Origin of the sequence: Bacteroides sp. MSK.18.37, assembly GCF_019129155.2 — a bacterium.
Lineage (GTDB): Bacteria > Bacteroidota > Bacteroidia > Bacteroidales > Bacteroidaceae > Bacteroides > Bacteroides ovatus.
In genome coordinates this window covers 5,592,029-5,617,915 of record NZ_JAHOIB020000001.1, presented here as the reverse complement: position 1 = coordinate 5,617,915, position 25,887 = coordinate 5,592,029, and the positions used below count along the sequence as shown (strand labels likewise).

Here is a 25,887-nt window from a genome sequence, read left to right as displayed (position 1 = left end):
GTCAGTCCCTTCTAAAAATGTCACGTGTATAAACCTTAGCTTCCACATCTTCCAGACTGTTGTCAAAACGGTTGGCTATGATAGCCTTGCTCTGCACCTTGAATCCAGCAAGATCGTTAACAACCCTGCTGCCGAAAAATGTAGTCCCGTCCTCAAGCGTGGGTTCATAGATGATCACTTCCGCACCCTTCGCCTTGATACGTTTCATTATACCTTGAATGGCGGACTGGCGGAAATTGTCAGAGTTCGATTTCATGGTCAGGCGGTATACACCGATGACGCAAGTATGTTCCTTGGATGCGTCCCATTGTCCATTTCCCGTATAATAACCTGCCTTGCGGAGCACTGCATCAGCTATATAATCCTTACGGGTTTTGTTTGATTCCACGATTGCGGACATCATGTTCTGAGGAACATCCTGATAGTTGGCAAGGAGTTGTTTTGTATCTTTCGGCAGGCAGTAACCGCCATAACCGAATGAAGGATTATTATAATGTGTCCCAATACGGGGGTCAAGGCCTACGCCCTCAATGATCGCTTTGCTGTCCAATCCCTTTATTTCAGCGTATGTGTCAAGTTCGTTAAAGTAGCTGACACGGAGAGCCAGATAGGTGTTGGCGAAAAGCTTGACTGCTTCCGCCTCTTTTATGCCCATAAAGAGCGTGTCGATGTTTTCTTTGACAGCCCCTTCCTGCAAAAGGGCAGCAAATGTCCTAGCTGCTTCCTGTAACATAGTGACATCCGTGACAGACCGGATCGCCTTGTTTTCTTCAGCAAACTCCGGACCGTCAATGATCTTCGGATAACCTACGATGATACGGCTCGGGTAGAGATTGTCATAAAGGGCCTTGCTTTCACGAAGGAACTCCGGTGAAAACAGCAGGTTGAACTTCTTGACTCCTTTCTGGGCATATTTTACATAAAGGTTACGGGTATATCCCACCGGAATTGTCGATTTGATGACCATTACGGCATCGGGATTCACTTCAAGCACAAGATCGATAACTTCCTCCACACGACTCGTATCGAAATAATTCTTCACAGGATCGTAGTTTGTAGGAGCGGCTATTACCACAAAGTCGGCATCAGCATAGGCTAACCTCCCGTCCAAAGTGGCAACAAGATCAAGCGGCTTTTCAGCCAGATACTTCTCGATATAATCATCCTGGATAGGGGAAACCTTGTTGTTCAGTTTCTCCACCTTTTCCGGGATTACATCCACGGCAGTTACATGATGATGTTGTGATAGCAGTGTCGCTATGCTCAGTCCCACATAGCCAGTTCCGGCTACTGCGACCCGAATCTCTTTGAAATCACGCATATTATGTTTGATTTGGTTTTATCAATAGCAGTTTATTTATCCTCCCGACTTGTATGTTTCTCTCCATAACCATAGCCATAACCATAACGCTTGCCATAGCCATAATACTTGCCGTATTTACCATAACCATAATAATAGCCGTACTTCTTTTTCTGAAGATCCAAGCCGTTAATGGCGATACAGAGGTTAGGCAGTTTGTTGTTTTCCATAAGCTCATTGATCAAAGTAAACTCTGCCTTACGGGTATAATCAGCACGGCATACGTATACCGACAAATCAGCTGTGCGACCTATCAGCAAGGTATCAGTTACCATACCCACGGGGGCCGTATCCAGAATCACATAGTCAAAATTAGCCTTCAACGTTTCGATGGCTTTTTCCAAGCCGTCACGAGCCAATAATTCCGTTGGATTGGGAGGAACTGATCCGCCCGGAAGAATAAACAGATTCTTGTTTATATCGGAAGGCTGTACTAAATCCATCAGATTCTTTGTCGGATTGGTCAGAAACTGGGTAATACCATGTTCCTTTTGGGAAATATTAAAAACCTTATTCAATCCCGGTTTACGAATGTCAAGACCTACTATCACAACTTTTTTACCTAACAAAGAAAGACTAATAGCCAAATTAGACGATACAAAAGACTTACCTTCACCACTGACGGTAGATGTCACCAGAATCACATTCTTGCCATTTTCAAGCATAAACTGAAGATTGGTACGGACATTACGGAATGTCTCGCTCATCAGGTTATTCTGATTCTCAAATACAGCTATAGAACCGGACTTTTCATCCGCCAACGGGATATCGCCAATAACAGGAAGAGAAGTTAGTTTTTCAACATCAGCACGGCCCTCAATCTTAAATTTGGTCAAGCCAATCAGATAAATGATACCTACCGGAAATCCTACTCCTAACACCAAGGCGGCAAGATAGACCATCATCCTCTTAGGAGAAACCGGATTGTCGTCCGCTAACGCTTCATCAATAATCTTGGCATTATTTGCTGTAGCTGCCAAAGTGATGGCATTCTCTTCACGTTTTTGAAGTAACATCAAATAAAGACCGGCCTTAATTTCCTGCTGCCGGGCGATACTTACGAACTGGCGTTCCTGGGTCGGAGCGTCATTAATACGACGAGAATAGCGGTTCGCCTCACGGGCAAGGTCTTCTTTGGTTATCTGCAATCCTTTCAATGTAGCATCCAGCGTAGCCTGTACATTGCTCCGCATCGCACGGATACTAGTATCCAAATTTATGATCGTCGGATTATTCTCGGTTGATGTACGGAGCAAGCGCTTTCTTTCAACCAACATTTCATTATATCTGTCTATTGCACCAGCTGATGCTGCATCCTGTAATCCAATATTACTTGGCAAGACCTCATATTCATTACCTTGCATATAGCGTTGCAAATCCATCACCAAATTGATTTGAGTCTGGTTTTCCACACGTTTCTTTTCATATTCAGCATTACCGGTTAAGGCTATTTGCGCCTCACTGCTCAAATCTGTAATTCCGGCACTACGCTTGAAGTTCTCCAAGTCTTGTTCGGTACTTCCAAGTTCCTTGGAAATAATGCCGATACGTTCGTCGATGAATTCTGCGGTTTTTTGGGCTACCTCATTCTTGTCATTATTGGCATTGATATTGTACATCTCAAGGAGTTTGTTGATGAAGTCCTTGCCACGCCGGGTATTTGAGTTCTTTAACGAAAGAACAGCTACAGAAGTAGTTTTTGATGTAGGGGCTATCGACAAAGATTTGATATATCCTTTGGCCACAGACATCGGCCGGTTTATAAAAGCTTTTATATGACGCTCTTTACTTTCCTCCTTAGCCTGATTGGTCGTCAATGTATCCTTGCTTTCAAAAAAGGCGACCGTCCCCTCATCGGTCGGAAAAACAGCAGGTAATTTATCGAATTGTTTCCGGTACTCTTTGTCTTTCACTGTTATCAACGCATCCATCCCACCATTAGGAAATAAAGTCATCTCCACTTCCATTGGTGCAGACAGTTTTTCCGCCTCCTGTGGAGTCAAGCTCACCACTACGGGCGAGGTACGGTAAAGTTCCCTATTAGGAAACTCATCTTCATCCTTATAAGTCACAAACAGTCCCAGATTATTGACCACTTCACGGGCAAGAGACTTTGATTTCAGCACCTCGATTTCATTGTCTACATTGTTCGACGAGGAAACGAAGCCGTCCAGTCCCATCTTTTCCAGTTCGGAGGACATGCTCGCACCACCGCCCTTCTTATCATCCTTGATTAAGACTGTGGCAGTTATATCATAGACAGGAGTGGCCAAACGCAGGTAGCCCCATGCGCAGGCGATACAGATTATTACAGAAACCACAAACCAAGGCCAATGGATCAGGTAACGGAAAAGGATTTCCTGAATATCCACCTGCTCTTCCGGTTGCTCACCCCGGTTCTCTCTTTTTTCCCCAATCATATCTATATTACTATTTGAAGATTGTTACTAATAAACTTGCCAATGATACCAGAATAGAAGTAGCGGAGAACCACAAGCTGGTACTGTTACCTATATCGGAGTTACGAGCTTTTGCTTTATTAGGAGTCACATAGACTATATCATTCTGCTGTAACCAATAATAAGGAGAAAGAATTGTCTCCGCCTTGTTTAAATCCAATGTCACAATTTCCTGTTTGCCATCAGCACCTTCACGAATCAGTTTGACATTGTCACGGACGCCCCAGACGGTCATATCCCCCGCCATAGCCAAGGCTTCTAGCAGGTTTACCTTCTCGTTACTGATGGTAAACGTACCCGGACGGGCTACTTCTCCCAATACGGAAATCTTGTAATTAACCATACGCACGGTGACGATCGGACTCTCCTTGATGTAAGGTTTCAGTTTTTCGACAATCAACTGCTCGGCCTCCTTCTTGGTCAGACCGCCCACTTTTAATTCACCTAATACCGGAAAATTGATCTTTCCTTCATTATCCACCAGATAGGGCTGTAGGACAGGCTGAGCTGTCAACTGTGTATTCCCAATAGCCACACTGCCAGGACCCGCTACAGTCAAATTGAATGGAACTGCAAGTTCCGGACTAGTACACGACACCACGATAGTAAGTAAGTCTTTAGGCATTATCTTTGCATCATACAAATTTTCCTGTTGATTGATATCCTTTACAACTCCCGCATCCTGCAAATAAGGTACTTTCTTATAAGACTGACAGGAAGCAAGCAGAAATACCGCTATCAGGCAAGAAAACAGACTTTCATACAAGCTTCGTACATTCAAATGCGTGCGCAATGATTTATTCATATTAAATGATAATTTATTTATAGAATCTTTTGTTGATTATTTCCTATTTATTCTTTATCCAGTACTTCAAATCGCGGAGAATTTTTTGATTTGAACTCCGGAACTATTTTCTTCATCAACCGCACGGTATCCATGATCTTTACCGCGCGCGACAACTTTTCAAATTCTGCATAAGTATCAAGAATATCAGCATATTCATACCGACGAACTTTGGCGATCATGATTTTCTTATTCTCTGTCGGGATCGTATTTTCTTTATCGCTCAACACCTCTTCATACAATTTTTCACCCGGACGTAATCCCGTGAATTCTATTTTGATATCTTCACCCGGACGATAGCCAGCCAATTCGATCATACGAGTCGCTAGATCAACGATCTTGACTGCTTTTCCCATCTCAAAAACAAAGATCTCATTGCCCTCACCCATTGTGGCGGCCTCCATTACCAAACGACAAGCTTCGGGAATGGTCATGAAGAAACGAATAATATCAGGGTGAGTAACAGTCACCGGCCCACCATTCTCTATCTGTTCTTTAAAACGAGGAATGACAGAACCGTTACTACCCAATACATTACCAAAGCGGGTGGTGATAAATTTGGTATGACCTTTCACTTTTCCTTCACGGATAGCACATCCCAGACTTTGAACATAGATTTCAGCTAAACGCTTGGAACAGCCCATTACATTAGTAGGATTTACAGCTTTATCCGTAGACACCATAATCATCTTTTCAGCACCATATTCTACAGCCATATCAGCCACCTGACGAGAACCGGTCACATTGACAAGTACAGCTTCACAAGGATTTTCTTCCATCAAAGGCACATGTTTATAAGCGGCGGCATGAAAAACAATTTGAGGATGATACAATTCGAATACCATACGAACGCGTTCCTTCACACGCACATCACCAATCACCGGAACAAAATCTATATTTGGATATTTTTTCTCAAACTCAAGACGGACATTATGCAAAGGTGTTTCTGCAGAGTCGAACATGATAAGTTTCTGAATTCCCATCTGCACTAATTGACGGCAAAGTTCACTGCCAATACTGCCTGCCGCACCAGTCACCAACACCACTTTTCCCCTGAATTCTTCTGCAACCTGACGAAGGTTGATATTAATTTCGGCACGACCCAACAAATCCTCAATCTTAATAGGACGTACCCACTGATGAAAGTTTCCGTCAGAGTCCGCTTCACTGATAGTAGGAGCTATCAATGTTTTAAGTTCATTGTTTTTACAATATTCCAGAAGTCGTTTTTCTTCCAGGCGGGTATCTTCATAACGGGCAAACAGAATCCCCTTTATTCCGCGCTTCCGCATGATATAATCAACATCCGATTCATTTTCAAAGTAATAAACGGGAAGATCTGCCAATCGGCGTCGGCTGTTATTTTTACCATATACATAAAAACCGGTTACTTTATAATGTGCACTATCCCTAAGACGTAACTTCAAGGCTACACTCTCTTCATTAGTACCATAAATAAGAATACGTGTGTTCTTTTTATTCACCCAATCCAATAAAAAATCATAGACGATTATCAATGATACACGGAAGGTTGTCAAGATCACTAAAGTCAATAAACCATCAAATAGAAGATAGGATATTTTATAATTATATGGCAATTGGGTCTCATATATAACTCCAAAAGAAATAATGACCAAACAGGTAATTTTAAATAAAACGGCACACATGATACGCCAAAGTTCACGTGCCTGTGAGAAACGAATTGTATTACGATAAGTATGGAATAATAAAGAGCCCGCAACACTTGCCACCAAAGAAACGCAAGCAAACTTACAAAGCATCCAGTCGGTCATTGGAACATGCACCATATAATGAATGACCGCATAAGCGACCAACGAACATAATACAGAAATTGCCGTGTCAATACCTAAAATAACCCAATAACTGAAATAATTTTTGCGGGCATATTGAACTATGCCCTTCAATGTCTTTTCCATTATAGTATAAATGAATAAAATAATATTTCGATATTTGATTTATCTGATTGATTATGATCAGTACAAGGACTATGACTACGATTTCCATGTTGGTGTAGCCCAACAGAGAATCCCTTCATCTTTCGATACGTACATACATTTCTACACTATATCTTTTGTAAAGATATAATTCATAATACTTTATGGATTTTTATTTTTGAGAGAGGTCATCGATAAATATATCCACTGTTTGGTTACCGATGTCAGATAGACTGCCTGCTATTTTACAGACTTTCATTACATTTTTGCAGTAAAATCCCCATACCCCTATAAAATAGATTGATTACTCAATCACGTAAATCCCCTTTTTCAGATACCGGCTCTACACACCCAGCCGGTATATCCACACATGCACACCCTAACATTGTCAATCGAACAGCAACTTTCGATTTTCCATTTACATTTACTAATTCCCCTTCCAGTCCAGCCAATGGTCCCTTGATTACCCGTACTTTTTCTCCCGGAGCCAATGGAGATGTACTCATACTAATCGTTTCATCCGAATAGTCGAGCATAAACTTAAATCGCAACATTTGTTGGTCAGGAATAACAGCCGGAGTACTCTCCCCACGTAATACCATGTAACGGCTGATAGCTGATAAAGTTAAGACTTCTTTTTGTTCTTGCAGATCAACGTGAACGAAGATCATCATCGGAAGTAGCACCCGATCGACAACTTTACGACGGTCACTCCATTGATGGACTTCTTGTTGAATTGGAAGGAAATTTTCGATCCCCATTTTCGTAAGCCGCTCGCTCGTTTTTTTCTCGTGACAGATACGCACAATGGCCACCAACCAACGTTTTGAGCGTGCTACGCCTCTGCCAATCACATCTGTTGGCAGAAGATTTCGATCGTCATTTTTCTTAATGATCATGTATTTTTACCCCTCATTTTTCCATACCCCTTAGGCAATGGATTGAATTCGGTGACAAAGATAGATAAAATTATAAATAGTAAACAAGAAAAAACGCTTTCTTTTTTTACATACAAATAGAAATATACAGTTAAGACTATCTTGGACGTGAAAAATCCGCTATCACATTGGTTCTATTTTACCACCCATATTTTGTACAACATCCCTAAACAAATCAGGCGCGGAAATTCCGCGCCTGATTTCTATTCTTTCGATTTACTTACCACTTATAATTGATACCGAAGCTAAGCAATTCTTTCAACTGGAAGAAGCTGTCTCCTTCAGTCGGTTTCGAGCTATCGTCAAAACGGGTATGTATATAGAGCTTGGTAGAAAGATAACGGTTCAAAACGAAGTTGAATGTATTTTCCCATTCTACACGTACCCAATGATAGTTGGTCAGATAATTGAGACGAGACTCTAAAGTTACTGCAGAGATGATGGTCCAGTTCAATGTGGATTGCAACTGGGAACCAAAGTCGTTTTTAGAGCATTTTCCTTTGTCTAAGCCAAACTTTGTTTCGTCTACTTCAGAATTACCGATATAACGCAAATTATAAGTCAACGGCGCCATAAACACAGAAAGATTAAATTTCTTCTTACTCAATTTATAATCCATACCGACACTGACCGCCAAATCTGCCGGAGACATGAAAGATGAAACCAATTCTTCGCTGTTAGCTTTATATCCATTGAAAAACTGTGTCTTAAACTCGGACGAAATGGTATAATACCAATTCTTGAAAGCTCTCAAACCTAATTTATTATACAAACGAAATTGGTCTGTATTGAACAGATATTTATGGTATTCATCTGACGGAGTGGAAGTCATACCTACTTTAGCTTCCAGCTGGTTCTCAAACAGCACCTTTTCATTGTCATTATAGTTGGCAAAAATCTGAAAAGTGGCTAATCCGGAGAAGTTACTTTCACCTCCCTTATACCAGTTATCCGAAAGGTGGTTCTGGCTAATCTGCAACGATCCGTTACCTCCGGTCACCCACCAGTTCGGCCGACTAATCTTCATATTGGCTTTCCCTACATTATCATCCATATTTTCCGGTTGAAACAGATGAATAACGTTTGCTTTGGGAGATATTTTCGGCTTCACATCGTGACGGAATACATCACGACTCATGATGCGGTCTTCTGTAGTGACAACCAAGTTCGGACGTTCCAAATAAAGATCCATCAATGCACTGTTCACTATTTTCTCGGCACGCTGGGTTTTGGTAAATGCCAGGGTATCATAAGGCAGAAGTTCCGCTGTCAGTTGAGGAGTGGTGTCCCATTGCATAGGTTTCCATTCCAATTTCGAATATTGTGCCATCGGAGCATAATAATATGCTAATGGTGTGAACAGACGGAAATAATCGGGATCGGACGGAATATAACGTGGCGGCACAGACAGGTCGTTCAAATAATCTAATTGCGCGACATACTTATTATATAAATAAGAAACGGTATCCAGTTTCGGAGTCGGCCCCGACATATTAAGTTTAAGCATCAAATATTTCTGAAGCTCCGCCGAAAGCGTATCTGCTTTCACAACTCTGGCTTTTGCCACAACTGTTGAAGATTTAACCGTTTTGGCAGGTTTAATCACTTCAGGAGCAGGCTGCAGAGAGTCAGTCGGAAGTGGAGAGGGATCGACAGATTCCTGTGCAAAAAGCGATAACGATAAGATTGACAGGATAAACGCTGAACATAAAGTAGTAATTCTCATCATATTTGTCTATGGTTTAGGCTGCAAAGCTACATTATTTTGTTTAGAAATCATAGGATTCTTTCAAAATTGCATTTTTTAATAAAATTGTGGAGAGGAAAGACTGTAATCTTCCTCTTTTTTTATAATTTTGCGGTTTTTAAGTTCGTAAGAATACTACTAAGTAAACAATTATTAAAACAGTTATAGCTGTGGGAGAAACAAAGTATATTTTCGTCACCGGTGGTGTTGCCTCTTCTTTAGGAAAAGGGATCATCTCATCATCCATCGGTAAGTTGCTGCAAGCAAGAGGTTATAATGTAACCATCCAGAAGTTTGACCCGTATATCAACATCGACCCGGGAACATTGAATCCTTATGAGCACGGAGAGTGCTATGTAACCGTAGACGGACACGAAGCCGACCTCGACTTGGGACACTATGAGCGATTCCTGGGTATACAAACGACAAAGGCGAACAACATTACTACGGGACGTATCTACAAGAGCGTCATTGACAAGGAACGTCGTGGAGATTATCTGGGTAAAACGATCCAGGTGATTCCTCACATCACAGACGAGATCAAACGGAATGTAAAACTGCTTGGTAATAAATACAAGTTTGATTTTGTGATTACTGAAATCGGTGGTACGGTAGGTGACATCGAATCACTCCCCTACCTCGAAAGTATCCGTCAGTTGAAATGGGAACTCGGTAAGAACGCTCTTTGCGTACACTTGACCTATGTTCCTTATCTTGCTGCTGCCGGAGAATTGAAAACAAAACCAACGCAACATTCTGTAAAGGAACTCCAAAGTGTGGGTATTCAGCCGGATGTACTGGTACTGCGTGCCGAGCATCCGCTAAGTGACGGATTGCGTAAGAAAGTGGCACAATTCTGTAATGTAGACGATAAAGCCGTCGTGCAGTCTATCGACGCGGAAACAATCTACGAAGTACCTATCCTGATGCAAGCGCAAGGGCTGGACAGCACTATCCTCGAAAAGATGGGACTGCCGGTAGGAGAAACTCCGGGACTCGGCCCATGGCGTAAATTCCTGGAACGTCGTCACGCTGCAGAGACTAAAGAACCGATCAATATTGCACTGGTTGGAAAATACGATTTGCAGGATGCTTACAAATCTATCCGTGAAGCTTTATCGCAAGCGGGTACTTACAATGACCGCAAAGTGGAAGTTCATTTCGTAAACAGCGAGAAACTGACAGATGAGAATGTAGCTGAAGCTTTGAAAGGTATGGCGGGCGTAATGATTGGTCCGGGATTCGGTCAACGGGGTATCGACGGCAAGTTTGTCGCTATCAAATATACACGTACACATGACATTCCGACTTTCGGTATTTGTCTGGGTATGCAATGTATTGCTATTGAGTTTGCCCGCAACGTACTGGGATACACTGATGCCAACTCACGTGAAATGGATGAAAAGACTCCGCACAACGTGATTGATATCATGGAAGAACAGAAAGCAATCACCAATATGGGTGGTACGATGCGTCTGGGCGCTTACGAATGTGTATTGCAGAAAGGTTCGAAAGCATATCAGGCTTACGGACAGGAACATATTCAGGAACGTCACCGCCATCGCTATGAGTTCAACAATGATTATAAAGACCGATATGAAGCTGCCGGCATGAAATGTGTAGGTATCAACCCTGAATCGGATCTGGTAGAAATCGTTGAAATTCCGACTTTGAAATGGTTTGTCGGTACACAGTTCCATCCGGAATATGGCAGTACGGTACTGAACCCTCATCCGTTGTTCGTTGCATTTGTGAAAGCTGCCATCGAAAACGAAAAAGCAACGGTGAACGGCTAACGATACGTGGTAAACAACCGGTAGTTTGTAATTTATATAATTTGTAATTAAAATAAGAATGGATAAAAACACCATCACAGGTCTCGTTCTGATAGGTATATTATTGGTAGGATTCAGTTTTTTGAGCCGTCCAAGCGAGGAACAGATAGCTGCGCAAAAGAAATACTACGATTCTATTGCCGTGGTACAGCAGCAGGAGGAAGCGTTGAAGGCTAAAACGGAAGCTGCACTGGCTAACAGTCAAAAAGAGGTGGCATCGGCTGCCGATTCTTCTGCTTTGTTTTTCAATGCCTTGCATGGAACCGACTCTAAAATCAGCATCCAGAATAATGTAGCGGAAATCACTTTCACAACCAAAGGCGGACGTGTCTATTCAGCCATGCTGAAAGATTATATGGCACAAGACAAAAAGACGCCGGTCATGTTGTTCGACGGTGACGATGCTTCGATGAACTTCAACTTTTACAACAAGGCAGGAGCCATCCAGACCAAAGATTATTTCTTTGAAGCTGTGAACAAGACGGACAGTAGTGTTACAATGCGCCTGGCTGCGGATAGCGCAAGCTATATCGATTTCATCTATACGCTGAAACCGGATAGCTACCTGATGAACTTTGAAATCAAAGCGACAGGCATGGAAGACAAGTTGGCTAGTACTAAGTATGTGGACATCGACTGGTCACAACGTGCCCGCCAACTGGAAAAAGGATTCACTTATGAGAATCGTCTGTCGGAACTGACTTATAAAGTAACAGGTGACAATGTAGACAACTTGTCTGCTGCCAAAGATGACAGTCAGGATTTGCCGGGACGCATTGATTGGGTAGCCTTCAAGAATCAGTTCTTCTCGTCTGTATTTATCGCTGAACAGGATTTCGACAAGGTTTCCGTTAAGTCAAGAATGGAACAACAGGGAAGCGGATATATCAAAGATTATTCTGCTGAAATGAATACTTTCTTTGATCCGTCAGGCAAGGAACCGACAGAGATGTACTTCTACTTCGGTCCGAACCACTTCAAGACGTTGAAAGCGCTGGATAAAGGACGTGACGAGAAATGGGAGCTTCACCGACTGGTTTACCTGGGTTGGCCGCTGATTCGCTGGATTAACCAGTTTATCACGATCAACGTATTCGACTGGTTGTCCGGCTGGGGATTGAGCATGGGTATCGTTCTGTTGATTCTGACTATTATGGTGAAAGTGCTGGTTTATCCGGCTACCTGGAAAACGTACATGTCTTCTGCCAAGATGCGTGTATTGAAACCGAAAATTGATGAAATCAACAAGAAATATCCCAAGCAGGAAGATGCAATGAAGAAACAGCAGGAGGTGATGAGCCTTTACAGCCAATACGGGGTAAGCCCGATGGGTGGCTGTCTGCCGATGTTATTGCAGTTCCCTATCCTGATGGCTTTGTTTATGTTCGTGCCGAGTGCTATCGAACTGCGTCAACAGAGTTTCTTGTGGGCGGACGACCTTTCTACTTATGACGCTATCATCACATTCCCGTTCCATATCCCGTTCCTTGGCAATCACCTTAGCTTGTTCTGCTTGCTGATGACGTTGACAAACATCTTGAACACAAAGTACACAATGTCTATGCAGGATACCGGAGCGCAGCCACAAATGGCGGCCATGAAATGGATGATGTATCTGATGCCGATTATGTTCTTGTTCGTCTTGAATGATTATCCGTCAGGTTTGAACTATTACTACTTCGTGTCAACGCTGATTAGTGTGGGTACTATGATTCTGCTTCGTAGAACGACTGACGAAACTAAATTGTTGGCTATTCTTGAAGCGAAAAAGAAAGACCCGAAACAAATGAAAAAGACCGGATTTGCTGCTCGCCTGGAGGCGATGCAAAAGCAACAAGAGCAATTGCAGCAGCAAAGACAGAATAAAAAATAAGGAGTAATTCCTGAATCATATTCTAAGAAAGCCGGACATCCTATTTTGGTTGCCCGGCTTTCTTTCTCTAAAAAATAAAATAAGATGAAAACTAAATATTCTTATAAACAAATCTGGACAATCTCCTACCCTATCCTAATCAGTCTGATTATGGAACAGATGATTGGTATGACGGACACTGCTTTTCTGGGACGTGTCGGAGAAATCGAATTAGGTGCTTCCGCCATTGCAGGTGTATATTACCTTGCCATTTTCATGATGGCATTCGGTTTCAGCATCGGTGCCCAGATATTAATTGCGCGTCGCAATGGAGAAGGAAACTACAAGGAAATCGGACCCATTTTTTATCAGGGCATATATTTCCTGCTTGCCATGGCAGTGATTTTATTCACGTTCTCCATCGTATTCTCACCATATATCCTCAAGAATATCATTTCGTCTCCTCACATTTACGATGCAGCCGAGAGTTATATTCACTGGCGTGTGTACGGGTTCTTCTTCTCTTTTATCATGGTCATGTTCCGCGCCTTCTTTGTAGGTACGACACAAACCAAGACGCTGACTTTGAACTCTATTGTGATGGTACTTTCGAATGTGGTATTCAATTATATCCTGATTTTCGGTAAATTCGGTTTCCCGCAATTGGGAATTGCCGGTGCTGCTATCGGCTCTTCGCTGGCTGAAATGGTATCGGTGATTTTCTTTATCATCTATACCTGGAAGCGGATTGACTGCAGGAAGTATGCATTGAATATACTGCCTAAGTTCCAAGGGAAAACACTGAAACGAATACTGAATGTTTCTGTGTGGACAATGATTCAGAACTTTGTTTCTTTGTCTACCTGGTTTATGTTCTTTCTATTTGTGGAACATTTGGGAGAGCGCTCTTTGGCAATCGCGAACATTATCCGAAACGTATCGGGAATCCCGTTTATGATTGCAATGGCATTTGCATCCACCTGTGGTTCATTGGTCAGCAATCTGATCGGTGCAGGTGAACAGGATTGTGTACGGGGTACTATCAGGCAGCACATTCGCATTGGATATATATTTGTATTGCCAATTCTGATATTCTTCTGTCTATTTCCGGATCTGATCCTACGTATTTATACAGATATGCCGGATTTGAGAGCAGCATCCGTGCCTTCACTATGGGTATTGTGTTCTGCCTATCTGGTGCTGGTGCCTGCCAATGTTTATTTCCAATCGGTATCAGGTACAGGGAATACGCGGACTGCACTGGCTATGGAACTTTGTGTATTGGCTATCTACGTCACATACTCTGCATATTTCATCATGTACCTGCGGATGGACGTCGCATTTGCCTGGACAACGGAATGCGTATATGGTATTTTCACGCTGATGTTCTGCTACTGGTATATGAAGAAAGGAAACTGGCAGAAAAAGAAGATTTAAATCCTTTTTTCACTATCTTCGCAAGAAAATAAACATTTTATAAAATATATGAGACAAGCTAATTTAATTATGATGTCGGCAGCAATGTTGTTAGCTGCCTGCGGAGGAACCAAAGACGCAGGCAAGACAGATCAGGTGCTTATCGAGAAATCGGATATTAAGATCGAAGGGAAGCGCATGACTCCCGAAGCACTTTGGGCTATGGGACGTATCGGCGGATTCGCCGTATCGCCCGACGGAAAGAAAATTGCGTATACGGTAGCGTATTACAGCGTACCGGAAAACAAGAGTAACCGCGAAGTTTTCGTGATGAACGCAGATGGAAGCGAAAATCAACAAATCACTCATACCCCGTATCAGGAAAATGAGGTGACTTGGATTAAGGGAGGCACTAAACTGGCATTCTTAAGTAATGACAACGGAAGCAGCCAGCTTTATGAAATGAATCCGGATGGTAGCGGGCGCAAGCAGCTGACCAACTACGACGGAGATATTGAAGGATATTCCATCTCACCGGATGGCAAAAAACTGCTGTTTATTTCACAAGTAAAGACGAAAGAAAGCACTGTTGATAAGTATCCGGACCTGCCGAAAGCTACCGGTATCATCGTTACCGACCTGATGTACAAACATTGGGATGAATGGGTGACGACCGCTCCGCATCCTTTTGTTGCCGACTTTGATGGTAACGGCATTTCCAATATCGTGGATATTCTGAACGACGAACCGTATGAAAGTCCGATGAAGCCTTGGGGTGGCATTGAGCAACTTGCCTGGAATATGACTTCGGACAAAGTGGCTTACACTTGCCGTAAAAAGACAGGACTGGAATATGCGATTTCTACCAACTCTGATATTTATATCTATGACTTGAATACTAAGAAAACAGAAAATATTACTGAAGAGAACAAAGGATATGATACCAACCCACAATACTCACCGGACGGCAAGTATATTGCCTGGCAGAGCATGGAACGTGACGGATACGAAGCTGATCTGAACCGTCTGTTCATCATGAACCTGGAAACTGGCGAGAAGCGTTTTGTGAGTAAGGCATTCGAATCGAATGTGGATGCTTTTGTCTGGGGAGCAGATGCTAAAGTGATCTATTTCACAGGTGTATGGCATGGAGAATCACAAATTTATGCGCTTGACCTGGCAAATGATTCGGTAAAGGCTATTACTTCAGGAATGTATGATTACGAAGGGGTAGCTCTTTTCGGAGATAAGCTGATTGCGAAACGTCATTCAATGAGTATGGGGGATGAGATTTACTCTGTGGCACTGGATGGTTCTACCACTCAACTGACACAGGAGAACAAACAAATCTATGACCAGTTGGAAATGGGTAAAGTGGAAGGTCGCTGGATGAAAACAACAGATGGTAAACAGATGTTGACATGGGTGATTTATCCTCCACAGTTTGATCCGAACAAGAAATATCCGACTTTACTGTTCTGCGAAGGAGGTCCGCAGAGTCCGGTAAGCCAGTTCTGGTCTTATCGCTGGAACTTCCAGATTATGGCAGCTAATGATTATATCATCGTTGCTCCGAACCGTCGCGGTTTGCCGGGATTCGGTGTGGAATGGAACGAACAGATTAGCGGCGATTACGGTGGCCAGTGTATGAAGGATTACTTCACTGCTATCGATGAAATGGCAAAAGAGCCGTATGTGGACAAAGATCGTCTGGGATGCGTAGGTGCCAGCTTCGGAGGATTCTCCGTATATTGGTTGGCCGGACATCACGACAAACGGTTCAAAGCGTTCATTGCTCATGATGGTATCTTCAACATGGAAATGCAATATCTGGAAACTGAAGAAAAATGGTTTGCCAACTGGGATATGGGAGGCGCATACTGGGAAAAACAGAATCCGGTGGCACAGCGTACGTTTGCCAACTCTCCTCACCTATTCGTAGAGAAATGGGATACTCCTATTCTCTGTATCCATGGAGAAAAAGACTACCGTATCCTGGCTAATCAGGCTATGGCTGCTTTTGATGCTGCCGTGATGCGTGGTGTTCCTGCAGAGCTGCTAATTTATCCGGATGAAAACCACTGGGTATTGAAGCCACAGAATGGGGTTCTATGGCAACGCACATTCTTTGAATGGTTGGACAAATGGGTGAAAAAAGCTCCGTCTAAATAAAATTTTACGTTAATTACATAGTAGAATAAACATAATAAACTAAAAGAAGCCCCTGTTCTCAATCTTTTGAGTTCAGGGGCTTCTCCATTGCATTCATCAAAATCGGCTAAAATTATAAAAAAGTTCGCTAAATTTACTCCGAATAAATATTTTCAATTTCTACAATATACATCTTATGGAAACCTCCATGAGCACCACCGTACCACTTCTCTATTGATTCTTTATCCAGAAAACATTCCGGTTTGATAGTGTCAGCATAAAGTTTCTTACATTCCAGACTCAAACGTGCCTGCTCGAACAGGACATTTCCTTTTTCTGTAAATACAGGTTTCAATCCGGTTTCTTTTACTTTATCTATATTACGTCCCGACTTGGAACCACAAACAGCGTGAATTTTCTTATTTTCTTCTCCTAAGAAAGAAAGTGTCAGGTAATCGTTCTTCTCTACAAACTCGTATGTATACCGTTCGGGACGGATAAAAACGAAAGCAACCGGTTTATTCCACAACCAGCCGATGCCACCCCAACTTGCTGTCATCGTGTTAAACTTCTCTTTTGTTCCGGCTGTAACCAGCATCCACTCTTTTCCGATCGCTTCGAAAAAGTTTTCTTTCAAATCTTTTACTTCTAATTTCTTCATCTCTTTATTCGTAAATATGTATTCATAATTAGTTTATATAATAATTTAGGCACGGATTACACAGATTAACACGGTTACTTTGCAACAATAACAACACTAAAAACCGTGAAATCCGTACCTAGAAAAATAACGATTAATTCATGGCAGGTACTTATCTAATTATTTCTGTTTATTCAATTTCACAATCTCTCCCAAATAGGGAATCTTCACCGGAATCTTCCGTTTCTTAGCCTCTGTTGCGAAGACTTTCGGGGGATCATGCAAAGGCTCGTCAGACAAATCAAATGTGCCATAATGCATGGGAATGGTAAGCCCAGCATGCATTTCCTCGGCGGCAGTCAATGATTCGTAAGGCGATATATGATTGGGACGCATAAACCAGCGAGGTTTGTATGCCCCGATGCCTAACAAAGCATAATCCGGTGCTCCGAACAGATCGGGAATCTCACGGAAGTGACTGGAATAACCTGTATCACCGCTATAATAAAGAGAAATTCCATTTCCTTGCAACATGAAAGCTCCCCACAGTCGCTGGCCACCATCACGTACGGAACGTTTGCTCCAGTGTTGTGCCGGCAGAAACGTGATCTTCAACCCTTCATCTTCCATCTGTTGATACCATCCGGCTTCAATCACTTTCATTTCAGGGAACCATCCCTGAATCAGTTCACCGGTTCCTAAGCCGCAGAAAAGTTTCATTTGCGGGTTATTCTTCAGTAAACGGGCTATACTCTGTTTATCCAAATGATCGAAATGGTCATGGCTGACAAGTAGATAATCAATCCCCGTAAATATGTCAGGATTAGCGGGAAACTCGCTCTGTCTCTTCACAAAAGGAATACTGCCGAACACAGGATCGAACATGATTCGTTTACCTGCTAACTGGAGAAAGAAAGAATTATGTCCGAGCCATATCAGGGAATCTCCCACCACTGCATCCAATGAACGGAGATAACAAACCTTTGGATCCCATTTCACCGTTTTCTTCTCTTTGCGTTGGGGATTGGACGAAAGACGCCATTTCAGTACACTCCCCATCCCCGGACGGAAGCGATGCTGCCGATTAAAAAAACGCCCGCGCACCATCGGATTTCCTCTCCAATAAGGGTTGACTGTCGCTAAACGTTCATTTCTCCTAAAACATATATGTTCACCCATTTTTATTTCCTGAATACGTATTTACAAACTTACTAAAAATTTCTCGATTTACGATGAATTAGAGTAAACAAAAAATGTACCCCGGACACACTATCGGGGTACATTTACTTATAAAGGAATAAATATTATCCTTTTTTAATAGAATGAGACTTCGTTAAGAGCAGTGCAAGCCATACAAAGGCAGTTGCCAGCCAAGAGCTGAAAGATTAATAATCATTATGACTGCACCCAATATCCATAGAATCAATAGCGACCATTTCAAACCCGTTCCCATCGGTGACCAATGGAATAATTGCCGCAAGATAGTATACAAGAAAGCTCCTAACGGAATGCCGATGAGGGCAACTCCGGCAATCGTACCTAGCAGTGTCATCATTGGAGATACGGAAGCAACCGGCATCCAGTCGATGGCAGGCAGCATCTCGTAAAGCAGTGCTCCTCCGCTAACTGCCACGGCAATTGCTGCAAACACCAGTGCTACCAGTACAACGGCCAGTACGAACAAGACAGGGCAGCAGAGAATGACAAGAGCTACCAGAAATATTTTAAAGAGAACAGCAGCAATGGAAACAAATACATCGCCTATCTTTTGAAGAAAGGTACGAGGTTTGCCGGAGTTCATATAGTTGTTAACTCCGTCCGCTACACGTTCGAAACCGTCTGTCACTGTTTTGCCAATATTCTCAATGGTCACTGCTTCTCCACGCATACTCAATTTTTCCGCGGCAGTACGGGCTTCCGGAATAACGATCCATCCGATAATATAAAGTATAATCATCGGGCAATAAGGTACAAATACAAGGATAATCATCAATATACGCACTAATGTGATGTCCCAACCGAAGTAAGCTGCCAATCCTGCCGCTACGCCTCCCAACAATTTATTATCCGGATCACGAAACCAGCGGCGTTGAGCAGCGGTTTGCGTACTGCCTTGATTAGCGGACGATGTTTGTTCCGTTCTTTTCTGTGAGTCCATATCCTCATCAGCAATTCCAAAGTCTTCCGGTTTGCCGACACGGGCGATAATTTCTTCTACATCCGAAACTGTGATGACCTGTTTTCCTTCAGTTACTTTCTCTGCAAACAGTTCGGCAATACGCATCTCAATATCGTTTACGATCTCTTCCGCACCCTCCTGTTTACGAAAGTAATGCTTCAAATTAGACAGATAATTATCTAACAATCGGTAGGCATCGTCATCTATATGATAGACAATTCCTCCTAAATTTATGGTCAATGTCTTTTTCATTTTTATTTCTTCTTTTTCGGATTATCTATTGGCTATATGATTCACTGTATCGTTAAGTTCTTTCCAGGAAATTTCCAGCTCTCCCAAAAAGACTTCTCCTTGTTCAGTGAGTTTATAGTATTTGCGGGGAGGTCCCTGGGTAGATTCCACCCACTCATAACTTAACAGGTCATCATTTTTCAGACGGGTAAGCAATGGATACAAGGTGCCTTCAACTACGATCAGTTGGGCTTCTTTCAATTTCTGAATAATATCAGAAGCATAAGCGGGCTCCTTGTGCAACAAAAGCATGATACAATATTCAAGCATGCCTTTCCTCATCTGTGATTTTACATTGTCTACTTTCATTATTCACTTCTTTTAGATGCACAAATATATGCATTACTTTAGTACCTTGCATTACAAAGTACTATAAATTAATAATAATTAAAACATTAGAGACTCTCCACCTTATTATAAAAAGAAATAATGGCTATATTTGTGCCCGTTAAACCAAGAAATAGAAAATACGTATGTTTACAATTCGAAAAGCAACGGTAGCCGATTGCGAGCTTATTCATAAGATGGCAAAGGAGGTATTCCCCGCCACCTACAAGGAAATTTTATCTCCCGAACAACTGGATTATATGATGGACTGGATGTATGCACCTTCCAATGTGCGCAAACAAATGGAGGAAGAGGGACATGTGTACTCCATTGCTTATAAAGAGAATGAACCATGCGGATACGTTTACATTCAACAACAGGAAAAGGATGTATTCCATCTTCAGAAGATATATGTCCTCCCCCGTTTTCAGGGCACGCATTGCGGCAGTTTTTTATTCAAGGAAGCAATCAAGTGTATCAAAGAAATACACCCGGAACCTTGTTTGATGGAGCTCAACGTAAATCGTAATAATAAGGCTTTGCAGTTTTACGAGCACATGGGAATGAGAAAGTTGCGGGAAGGTGATTTCCCGATTGGTAACGGGTATTATATGAATGATTATATTATGGGACTGGATATTTGATATACAAACAAAATGCCCCGGAACATTTATGATACTTGTTCCGGGGCATTTTGTTTATTTAGTTAATGGCAAGATTTTATTTCGCTACACGTTCCAGCCATTTTAACATGAAAATCATTGTAAACATTGAAATCGTACAAGCTACAACAAACACAGTCCATGTCATCCAAATAGGAATTGATTCGTACAGGATAGCACCAATCACTAGCAACTGATTACCCAGTGCTGTTGCTCCCAGCCATCCTCCTTGCATAATACCTTGATATTTAGGAGGAGCAACCTTAGATACAAATGAAATTCCCAATGGAGAGATATACAGTTCAGCTACTGTTAAGATCAGATAGGTCAGCATCAATAAAAATGGAGTAACTTTCACTGGTGAAGTTCCAACAGCTACAATATCCTCATGCAACGGCAAATTAGCAAAATAAGATCCGACTGCCATTACAATAAATGCCAATGCAGCAATTCCCATACCGATGGCAATCTTTTTAGGAGTCGAAGGCTCTTTACCACGTCTACGCTGACTTGCAAAAATAGCCATAATCACCGGAGTCAGGAACACTACAAAAAATGGATTTAACGATTGGAAGAGCTCTGCTGAAATAGGCATACCAAACAGATTCAAGTCAGTATATTCTTTCGCAAAATAAGTCAAAGTCAGACCATTTTGATGGAATGAAAACCAAAAGAAAATAACAACACCAAATACAGCAAACAGAGCATACATACGTTGTTTTACTTCCTGTGCACTCATTTCTACAACTGTAGAAGATGCTGAAGAAGCAACGGTCTTTTTGCTGGGATCCGGGAAGTTTTTCTTATTCAACCAATAAATGGTTAAAGAAATAGCCATAGCAATAATAGCTACCCCGAATGCGTAATGGAATCCAGTAGTAAAGACATTCAAATAATCTGAAGCGAAAGCCGTATAGTCTTGTACAGGAGCAGTAGAAGCTTTGGTAACTAAGGTATGATAAGTTTCAGTAGCTTCAGGCGACAAAGTACCTGCTAATTGACCATGGCACAAAGCAGGAAGATCAGCATCATAATTATAACCGAAAGTAGATAACCACCAGTTACGCACGCCTACAGCTGCAAACGGAGCAAAAATAGCACCGATATTAATAAACATATAAAATAAAGAGAAACCGGAGTCACGCATGTTGGCATATTGAGGATTATCGTACATCTGTCCTACCAATGCCTGCAAATTTCCTTTAAATAATCCGTTTCCAAATGCAATAACAAACAAACTAGCACAAGTAATAACCAGATAGAGCATCTTGTTATCTACCGGAGTCTTAGATGGAATAGCCAATAATAAATAACCAACTGCCATTAACACAATTCCTGTGAAAATAGTTCCTTTGTAGTTCCTCGTCTTATCGGCAATAATACCTCCGACCAACGCCAAAATGTAAATAGAAAAATAAAAAGTTGAGTAAATAAATCCTGCTTCTTTTCCATTCATTCCAAACTTGGCTTGCAAGAAAAGCACAAGGATAGCCATCATAGTATAAAAGCCAAAACGCTCACCTAGATTGGCTAAAGCGGCTGCTATCAGTCCTTTAGGGTGTTTGTTAAACATAGAATATAAATTATTAAATTAATGATTTAATGGTCGATACCACATATATTTTGCAAATATATACTTTTTCTCGAGTTTTTGCACAATGATTTGTTAAACTACTCCTCAAATAAACGACAAATTTCCGCCCTGGATTCACGAATCAAATCTTCCGGAGCTATTTTTATCTGAAGTCCCCGTACACCGGCACTTACATAAATATACGGAAATTGCTGGCTGGTTTCATGAATATAAGTAGGAAAATGCTTTTTCATACCGATCGGCGAACAACCTCCCCGGATATATCCGGTAAGTGGCAGAAGTTCTTTTACGGGAATCAACTCGCACTTCTTGTTACCCGAGGCTTTAGCTGCCAGTTTCAAATCAACTTCATGTTCTCCCGGAATGACACAGACAAAATATCCGCTTTTATCGCCGTGCAGAACAAGCGTTTTAAAGACCTGCTCGATGTTCTCTCCTAAACTTGCTGCCACATGAACAGCACTCAAGTCGTTTTCATCTACTTCGTAGGGAATTAATTCATAGGCTATCTTAGCCTTATCTAACAGCCGTGCGGCATTTGTTTTATTGATTTTCATTTTCGTTGTATTTATAAGTTCTGTATCTGATAAATAAAGAATATGATATGATAAGTGCCAACTCATCGAAGATTGTCCGATAAGTTGGCACTCTATGATTTAAATTAGAGACCCAGCTCTTCGCGAAGAAACTTAGGTGTATATCCTTTAGGGCTCTTCGCAACTTCTTCCGGTGTTCCGTAACTAAGGAGTTCTCCCCCGCCCTTACCACCTTCAGGGCCCATATCGATAATATAATCCGCCATTTTAATCACATCCAGATTGTGCTCGATGACGATAACAGTATTACCTTTATCTACAAGCTTATTCAATACTCCCATCAATACACGGATATCTTCAAAATGAAGTCCGGTAGTCGGTTCGTCAAGGATATAAAGAGTTTTGCCCGTATCTCTTTTTGATAGCTCCGTTGCCAGTTTCACACGCTGGCTTTCTCCGCCGGAAAGAGTGGTAGAAGATTGTCCCAGTTTTATATATCCGAGTCCGACATCCTGCAAGACTTTAATCTTATTCAAGATTTGCGGCACATTTTCAAAGAATTCCACAGCACGGTTGATCGTCATGTCAAGTACATCGGCAATTGATTTTCCCTTGAAACGTACTTCCAGTGTTTCCCGGTTATAACGTTTACCGTGACAAACCTCACAAGGCACATATACATCAGGAAGAAAATTCATTTCAATCGTCTTATAACCATTTCCCGTACATGCTTCACAACGCCCACCTGCAACATTAAAGGAGAAACGTCCCGGTTTATAACCGCGAATCTTAGCTTCCGGCAGACCCACAAACAGGTTACGGATATCAGAAAACACACCGGTATAAGTCGCAGGATTGGAGCGTGGCGTACGTCCCAAAGGTGATTGATCCACATCTACTACCTTATCTATATTTTCCAACCCTTCAATCGAATCGTATTCCAAAGGATCTTGTAAAGAATGATAGAACTTCTGTGAAAGAATCGGTTGCAAAGTTTCATTAATCAAGGTGGATTTTCCACTTCCTGATACACCAGTTACGCAAATCAGTTTACCCAACGGAAATTCAACATCTACATTCTTCAGGTTATTCCCCTTCGCTCCTTTCAGCCAGATAGATTTCCCATTTCCTTTTCTACGCTTGGCAGGGATTTCTATCTTCATCTTGCCATTCAGATATTGCGAAGTCATCGTATCTGTATTCAGCATCTCCTGCGGGGTTCCGGCGAAAACGACTTCGCCTCCGAGACGTCCGGCTTTCGGACCCATATCGATGACATAATCGGCAGCCAGCATCATATCCTTATCATGTTCCACTACAATCACGGAGTTCCCCATGTCGCGGAGTTCTTTCAACGAGTTGATAAGACGCAGATTATCACGCTGATGCAGACCGATACTCGGCTCGTCGAGAATATAAAGTACATTCACTAATTGCGAACCAATCTGTGTAGCCAAGCGGATACGCTGACTCTCACCACCGGAAAGACTAACAGAGCTACGATTCAATGCCAGATAATCCAGACCCACGTCCAGCAAGAACTTCAAACGTGTGCGAATCTCTTTCAGAATCTCCACCGATATTTTCTTCTGCTTATCGGACAGGAACTCATCCACCTTCATCAACCAGTCGTACAACTCGTTGATGTCCATATTCGCCAACTCATTGATATTCTTATCATGGATACGAAAATGCAAAGCTTCTTTATTCAAACGAGCCCCTTTACATTCGGGACAAACCGTTGTTTTGGCAAATTGTTCCGCCCATTTCTGTGCTGTTGCAGAAGCATCCTTTTCCTGCAACATCTGAATATACTTCACCACTCCTTCGTAAGTAACAAAGTAATCGGAGGAAGTACCGATCAGCGAACTCTTGATTTTAATCCGTTCATCAGAACCGTACAAGACTTCATCAATCGCATCGTCCGGTAACTCCTTTATCGGAGTTTTCAGTGTTGCGTCGTACTTCTCGAGCAAAGCACCGATTTGCCAGAAAATCATCGCATTCTTATATTTTCCCAAAGGTGCTATCGCTCCTTCATAAATGGAAAGTTCACGATCGGGAATCACTTTGTCCACATCAATCTGATTGACTACTCCCAATCCCTTACACTTCGGACATGCTCCTTGCGGTGAATTGAATGAGAAGTTATGCGGAGCCGGTTCACGATAAGACAATCCGGTGACGGGACACATGAGCCGCTTACTATAATGACGGATACTTTCAGATTGGGCATCCAGAATCATCATCAACCCATCTCCCTGGCGCATAGCGGTTGCCACACTCTGTTTCAAGCGCCGGTCATCTTTCTCCGCTACCACTAATTTATCAATAACCACTTCTACATCGTGATTTTTATAGCGGTCGAGTTTCATACCATGCGTGATTTCACGCACTTCTCCGTCCACCCGCACATACAGGTATCCTTTTTTACGTATTTGTTCGAAAAGTTCCCTGTAATGTCCCTTACGTGAACGAACTAGCGGAGCCAGCAGATATATTTTCTTTCCTTTATAATCTTTCAGAATCAAGTCCAGAATCTGCTCTTCGGTATATTTCACCATCTCCTCACCCGACAGATACGAATAAGCCACTCCCGCACGGGCATACAGCAAACGGAGATAATCATATATCTCCGTAGTCGTTCCTACGGTAGAACGGGGATTTTTATTCGTTGTTTTCTGTTCAATGGAGATAACCGGACTCAAACCTGTTATCTTATCGACATCCGGACGTTCCAGATTGCCCAAGAAGTTACGGGCATACGCTGAAAAAGTTTCGATATAACGACGCTGTCCTTCGGCAAAAATCGTATCGAAGGCTAAAGAAGATTTTCCACTACCGCTCAATCCGGTGATAACAGTCAAACTGTTACGGGGAATTTCGGCATCAATATCCTTTAAATTGTGCACGCGCGCACCGTACACATTAATATATTCTGTTTCCTGCATATTCATATCCTTCCATAAATGTTGCAAAATTAATGTTTCCGCCCGAAATATGCTCCTAAAAAAGCACAATATTATTTTCTTAACTCAAATCTTATGAAGATATAGGGCATTATTTGTACCTTTGTTCCTTGATTTCAAGAACCAATAGTT

At 42.1% G+C, this 25,887-nt stretch carries 18 protein-coding genes; 5 read left to right on the top strand and 13 right to left on the bottom strand.

Annotated elements, in window-relative coordinates; genetic code table 11:
- Position 1 precedes the first annotated feature (1 nt).
- The 6 genes from KSX81_RS21665 to KSX81_RS21640 form a co-directional block, all read right to left on the bottom strand.
- Positions 2 to 1,321, bottom strand: coding sequence for a UDP binding domain-containing protein (locus tag KSX81_RS21665; protein ID WP_009040520.1), 1,320 nt, complete (start codon positions 1,319 to 1,321; stop codon positions 2 to 4).
- A gap of 32 nt (positions 1,322 to 1,353) precedes the next feature.
- Positions 1,354 to 3,780 (bottom strand): GumC family protein, encoded by a 2,427-nt coding sequence (locus tag KSX81_RS21660; protein ID WP_217725795.1) that lies wholly within the window; start codon positions 3,778 to 3,780, stop codon positions 1,354 to 1,356.
- 10 nt (positions 3,781 to 3,790) lie between these two features.
- A complete protein-coding gene (locus KSX81_RS21655) occupies positions 3,791 to 4,624 on the bottom strand; it encodes a polysaccharide biosynthesis/export family protein (protein ID WP_008643793.1) in 834 nt (277 codons plus the stop codon).
- 47 nt (positions 4,625 to 4,671) lie between these two features.
- On the bottom strand, positions 4,672 to 6,600 hold the full coding sequence (locus KSX81_RS21650; protein ID WP_217725796.1) for a polysaccharide biosynthesis protein: 1,929 nt from the start codon (positions 6,598 to 6,600) through the stop codon (positions 4,672 to 4,674).
- Between the two features lie 326 nt (positions 6,601 to 6,926).
- Entirely contained in the window at positions 6,927 to 7,517 is a 591-nt protein-coding gene (locus KSX81_RS21645; RefSeq protein ID WP_217725797.1) for a UpxY family transcription antiterminator, read from the bottom strand.
- A gap of 259 nt (positions 7,518 to 7,776) precedes the next feature.
- A complete protein-coding gene (locus KSX81_RS21640; RefSeq protein ID WP_217725798.1) occupies positions 7,777 to 9,285 on the bottom strand; it encodes a DUF3078 domain-containing protein in 1,509 nt (502 codons plus the stop codon).
- 188 nt (positions 9,286 to 9,473) lie between these two features.
- Here KSX81_RS21640 and KSX81_RS21635 point away from each other — a divergent pair, with 188 nt between their 5' ends.
- The 4 genes from KSX81_RS21635 (at position 9,474) to KSX81_RS21620 (ending at position 16,578) form a co-directional block, all read left to right on the top strand.
- Positions 9,474 to 11,099 (top strand): CTP synthase, encoded by a 1,626-nt coding sequence (locus KSX81_RS21635; RefSeq protein WP_008998573.1) that lies wholly within the window; start codon positions 9,474 to 9,476, stop codon positions 11,097 to 11,099.
- A 58-nt stretch (positions 11,100 to 11,157) separates the two neighbouring features.
- Positions 11,158 to 13,011 (top strand): membrane protein insertase YidC, encoded by a 1,854-nt coding sequence (gene yidC, locus KSX81_RS21630; protein ID WP_217725799.1) that lies wholly within the window; start codon positions 11,158 to 11,160, stop codon positions 13,009 to 13,011.
- 84 nt (positions 13,012 to 13,095) lie between these two features.
- On the top strand, positions 13,096 to 14,427 hold the full coding sequence (bexA, locus tag KSX81_RS21625; protein WP_004309255.1) for a multidrug efflux MATE transporter BexA: 1,332 nt from the start codon (positions 13,096 to 13,098) through the stop codon (positions 14,425 to 14,427).
- 48 nt (positions 14,428 to 14,475) lie between these two features.
- Positions 14,476 to 16,578 carry an alpha/beta hydrolase family protein gene (locus tag KSX81_RS21620; protein ID WP_004303616.1) on the top strand — a complete coding sequence of 701 codons (2,103 nt, stop codon included), beginning with the start codon at positions 14,476 to 14,478 and terminating at the stop codon, positions 16,576 to 16,578.
- 133 nt (positions 16,579 to 16,711) lie between these two features.
- Here the strand turns inward: KSX81_RS21620 and KSX81_RS21615 are convergent, their stop codons facing one another.
- The 4 genes from KSX81_RS21615 to KSX81_RS21600 form a co-directional block, all read right to left on the bottom strand.
- Entirely contained in the window at positions 16,712 to 17,218 is a 507-nt protein-coding gene (locus KSX81_RS21615) for a flavin reductase family protein (RefSeq protein ID WP_004299977.1), read from the bottom strand.
- A gap of 159 nt (positions 17,219 to 17,377) precedes the next feature.
- Positions 17,378 to 18,376: an MBL fold metallo-hydrolase gene (locus tag KSX81_RS21610; RefSeq protein WP_004317905.1), complete on the bottom strand. Its 999-nt coding sequence runs from the start codon at positions 18,374 to 18,376 to the stop codon at positions 17,378 to 17,380.
- A 154-nt stretch (positions 18,377 to 18,530) separates the two neighbouring features.
- On the bottom strand, positions 18,531 to 19,628 hold the full coding sequence (locus KSX81_RS21605; RefSeq protein ID WP_004299979.1) for a PspC domain-containing protein: 1,098 nt from the start codon (positions 19,626 to 19,628) through the stop codon (positions 18,531 to 18,533).
- A 21-nt stretch (positions 19,629 to 19,649) separates the two neighbouring features.
- Positions 19,650 to 19,976: a PadR family transcriptional regulator gene (locus KSX81_RS21600; RefSeq protein ID WP_004299980.1), complete on the bottom strand. Its 327-nt coding sequence runs from the start codon at positions 19,974 to 19,976 to the stop codon at positions 19,650 to 19,652.
- Positions 19,977 to 20,140: 164 nt separating this feature from the next.
- Here KSX81_RS21600 and KSX81_RS21595 point away from each other — a divergent pair, with 164 nt between their 5' ends.
- Positions 20,141 to 20,638: a GNAT family N-acetyltransferase gene (locus tag KSX81_RS21595; protein ID WP_217725800.1), complete on the top strand. Its 498-nt coding sequence runs from the start codon at positions 20,141 to 20,143 to the stop codon at positions 20,636 to 20,638.
- A gap of 76 nt (positions 20,639 to 20,714) precedes the next feature.
- Here the strand turns inward: KSX81_RS21595 and KSX81_RS21590 are convergent, their stop codons facing one another.
- From KSX81_RS21590 to uvrA, 3 genes are all read right to left on the bottom strand, one after another.
- Entirely contained in the window at positions 20,715 to 22,229 is a 1,515-nt protein-coding gene (locus tag KSX81_RS21590; RefSeq protein ID WP_004299982.1) for a peptide MFS transporter, read from the bottom strand.
- Positions 22,230 to 22,327: 98 nt separating this feature from the next.
- Positions 22,328 to 22,807 (bottom strand): Cys-tRNA(Pro) deacylase, encoded by a 480-nt coding sequence (ybaK, locus tag KSX81_RS21585; RefSeq protein WP_004309260.1) that lies wholly within the window; start codon positions 22,805 to 22,807, stop codon positions 22,328 to 22,330.
- Between the two features lie 104 nt (positions 22,808 to 22,911).
- Positions 22,912 to 25,737, bottom strand: a complete 2,826-nt coding sequence (gene uvrA, locus KSX81_RS21580) for an excinuclease ABC subunit UvrA (RefSeq protein WP_004317904.1) — start codon at positions 25,735 to 25,737, stop codon at positions 22,912 to 22,914.
- Positions 25,738 to 25,887: the final 150 nt, after the last annotated feature.

Excerpts from the sequence above, each read along its gene's own strand:
- KSX81_RS21665 (WP_009040520.1), bottom strand. The coding sequence starts at position 1,321 with ATGCGTGATTTCAAAGAGATTCGGGTCGCAGTAGCCGGAACTGGCTAT.
- KSX81_RS21660 (WP_217725795.1), bottom strand. The coding sequence starts at position 3,780 with ATGATTGGGGAAAAAAGAGAGAACCGGGGTGAGCAACCGGAAGAGCAG.
- KSX81_RS21655 (WP_008643793.1), bottom strand. The coding sequence starts at position 4,624 with ATGAATAAATCATTGCGCACGCATTTGAATGTACGAAGCTTGTATGAA.
- KSX81_RS21650 (WP_217725796.1), bottom strand. The coding sequence starts at position 6,600 with ATGGAAAAGACATTGAAGGGCATAGTTCAATATGCCCGCAAAAATTAT.
- KSX81_RS21645 (WP_217725797.1), bottom strand. The coding sequence starts at position 7,517 with ATGATCATTAAGAAAAATGACGATCGAAATCTTCTGCCAACAGATGTG.
- KSX81_RS21640 (WP_217725798.1), bottom strand. The coding sequence starts at position 9,285 with ATGATGAGAATTACTACTTTATGTTCAGCGTTTATCCTGTCAATCTTA.
- yidC (WP_217725799.1), top strand. The coding sequence starts at position 11,158 with ATGGATAAAAACACCATCACAGGTCTCGTTCTGATAGGTATATTATTG.
- bexA (WP_004309255.1), top strand. The coding sequence starts at position 13,096 with ATGAAAACTAAATATTCTTATAAACAAATCTGGACAATCTCCTACCCT.
- KSX81_RS21620 (WP_004303616.1), top strand. The coding sequence starts at position 14,476 with ATGAGACAAGCTAATTTAATTATGATGTCGGCAGCAATGTTGTTAGCT.
- KSX81_RS21615 (WP_004299977.1), bottom strand. The coding sequence starts at position 17,218 with ATGAAGAAATTAGAAGTAAAAGATTTGAAAGAAAACTTTTTCGAAGCG.
- KSX81_RS21610 (WP_004317905.1), bottom strand. The coding sequence starts at position 18,376 with ATGGGTGAACATATATGTTTTAGGAGAAATGAACGTTTAGCGACAGTC.
- KSX81_RS21605 (WP_004299979.1), bottom strand. The coding sequence starts at position 19,628 with ATGAAAAAGACATTGACCATAAATTTAGGAGGAATTGTCTATCATATA.
- KSX81_RS21600 (WP_004299980.1), bottom strand. The coding sequence starts at position 19,976 with ATGAAAGTAGACAATGTAAAATCACAGATGAGGAAAGGCATGCTTGAA.
- KSX81_RS21595 (WP_217725800.1), top strand. The coding sequence starts at position 20,141 with ATGTTTACAATTCGAAAAGCAACGGTAGCCGATTGCGAGCTTATTCAT.
- KSX81_RS21590 (WP_004299982.1), bottom strand. The coding sequence starts at position 22,229 with ATGTTTAACAAACACCCTAAAGGACTGATAGCAGCCGCTTTAGCCAAT.
- ybaK (WP_004309260.1), bottom strand. The coding sequence starts at position 22,807 with ATGAAAATCAATAAAACAAATGCCGCACGGCTGTTAGATAAGGCTAAG.
- uvrA (WP_004317904.1), bottom strand. The coding sequence starts at position 25,737 with ATGCAGGAAACAGAATATATTAATGTGTACGGTGCGCGCGTGCACAAT.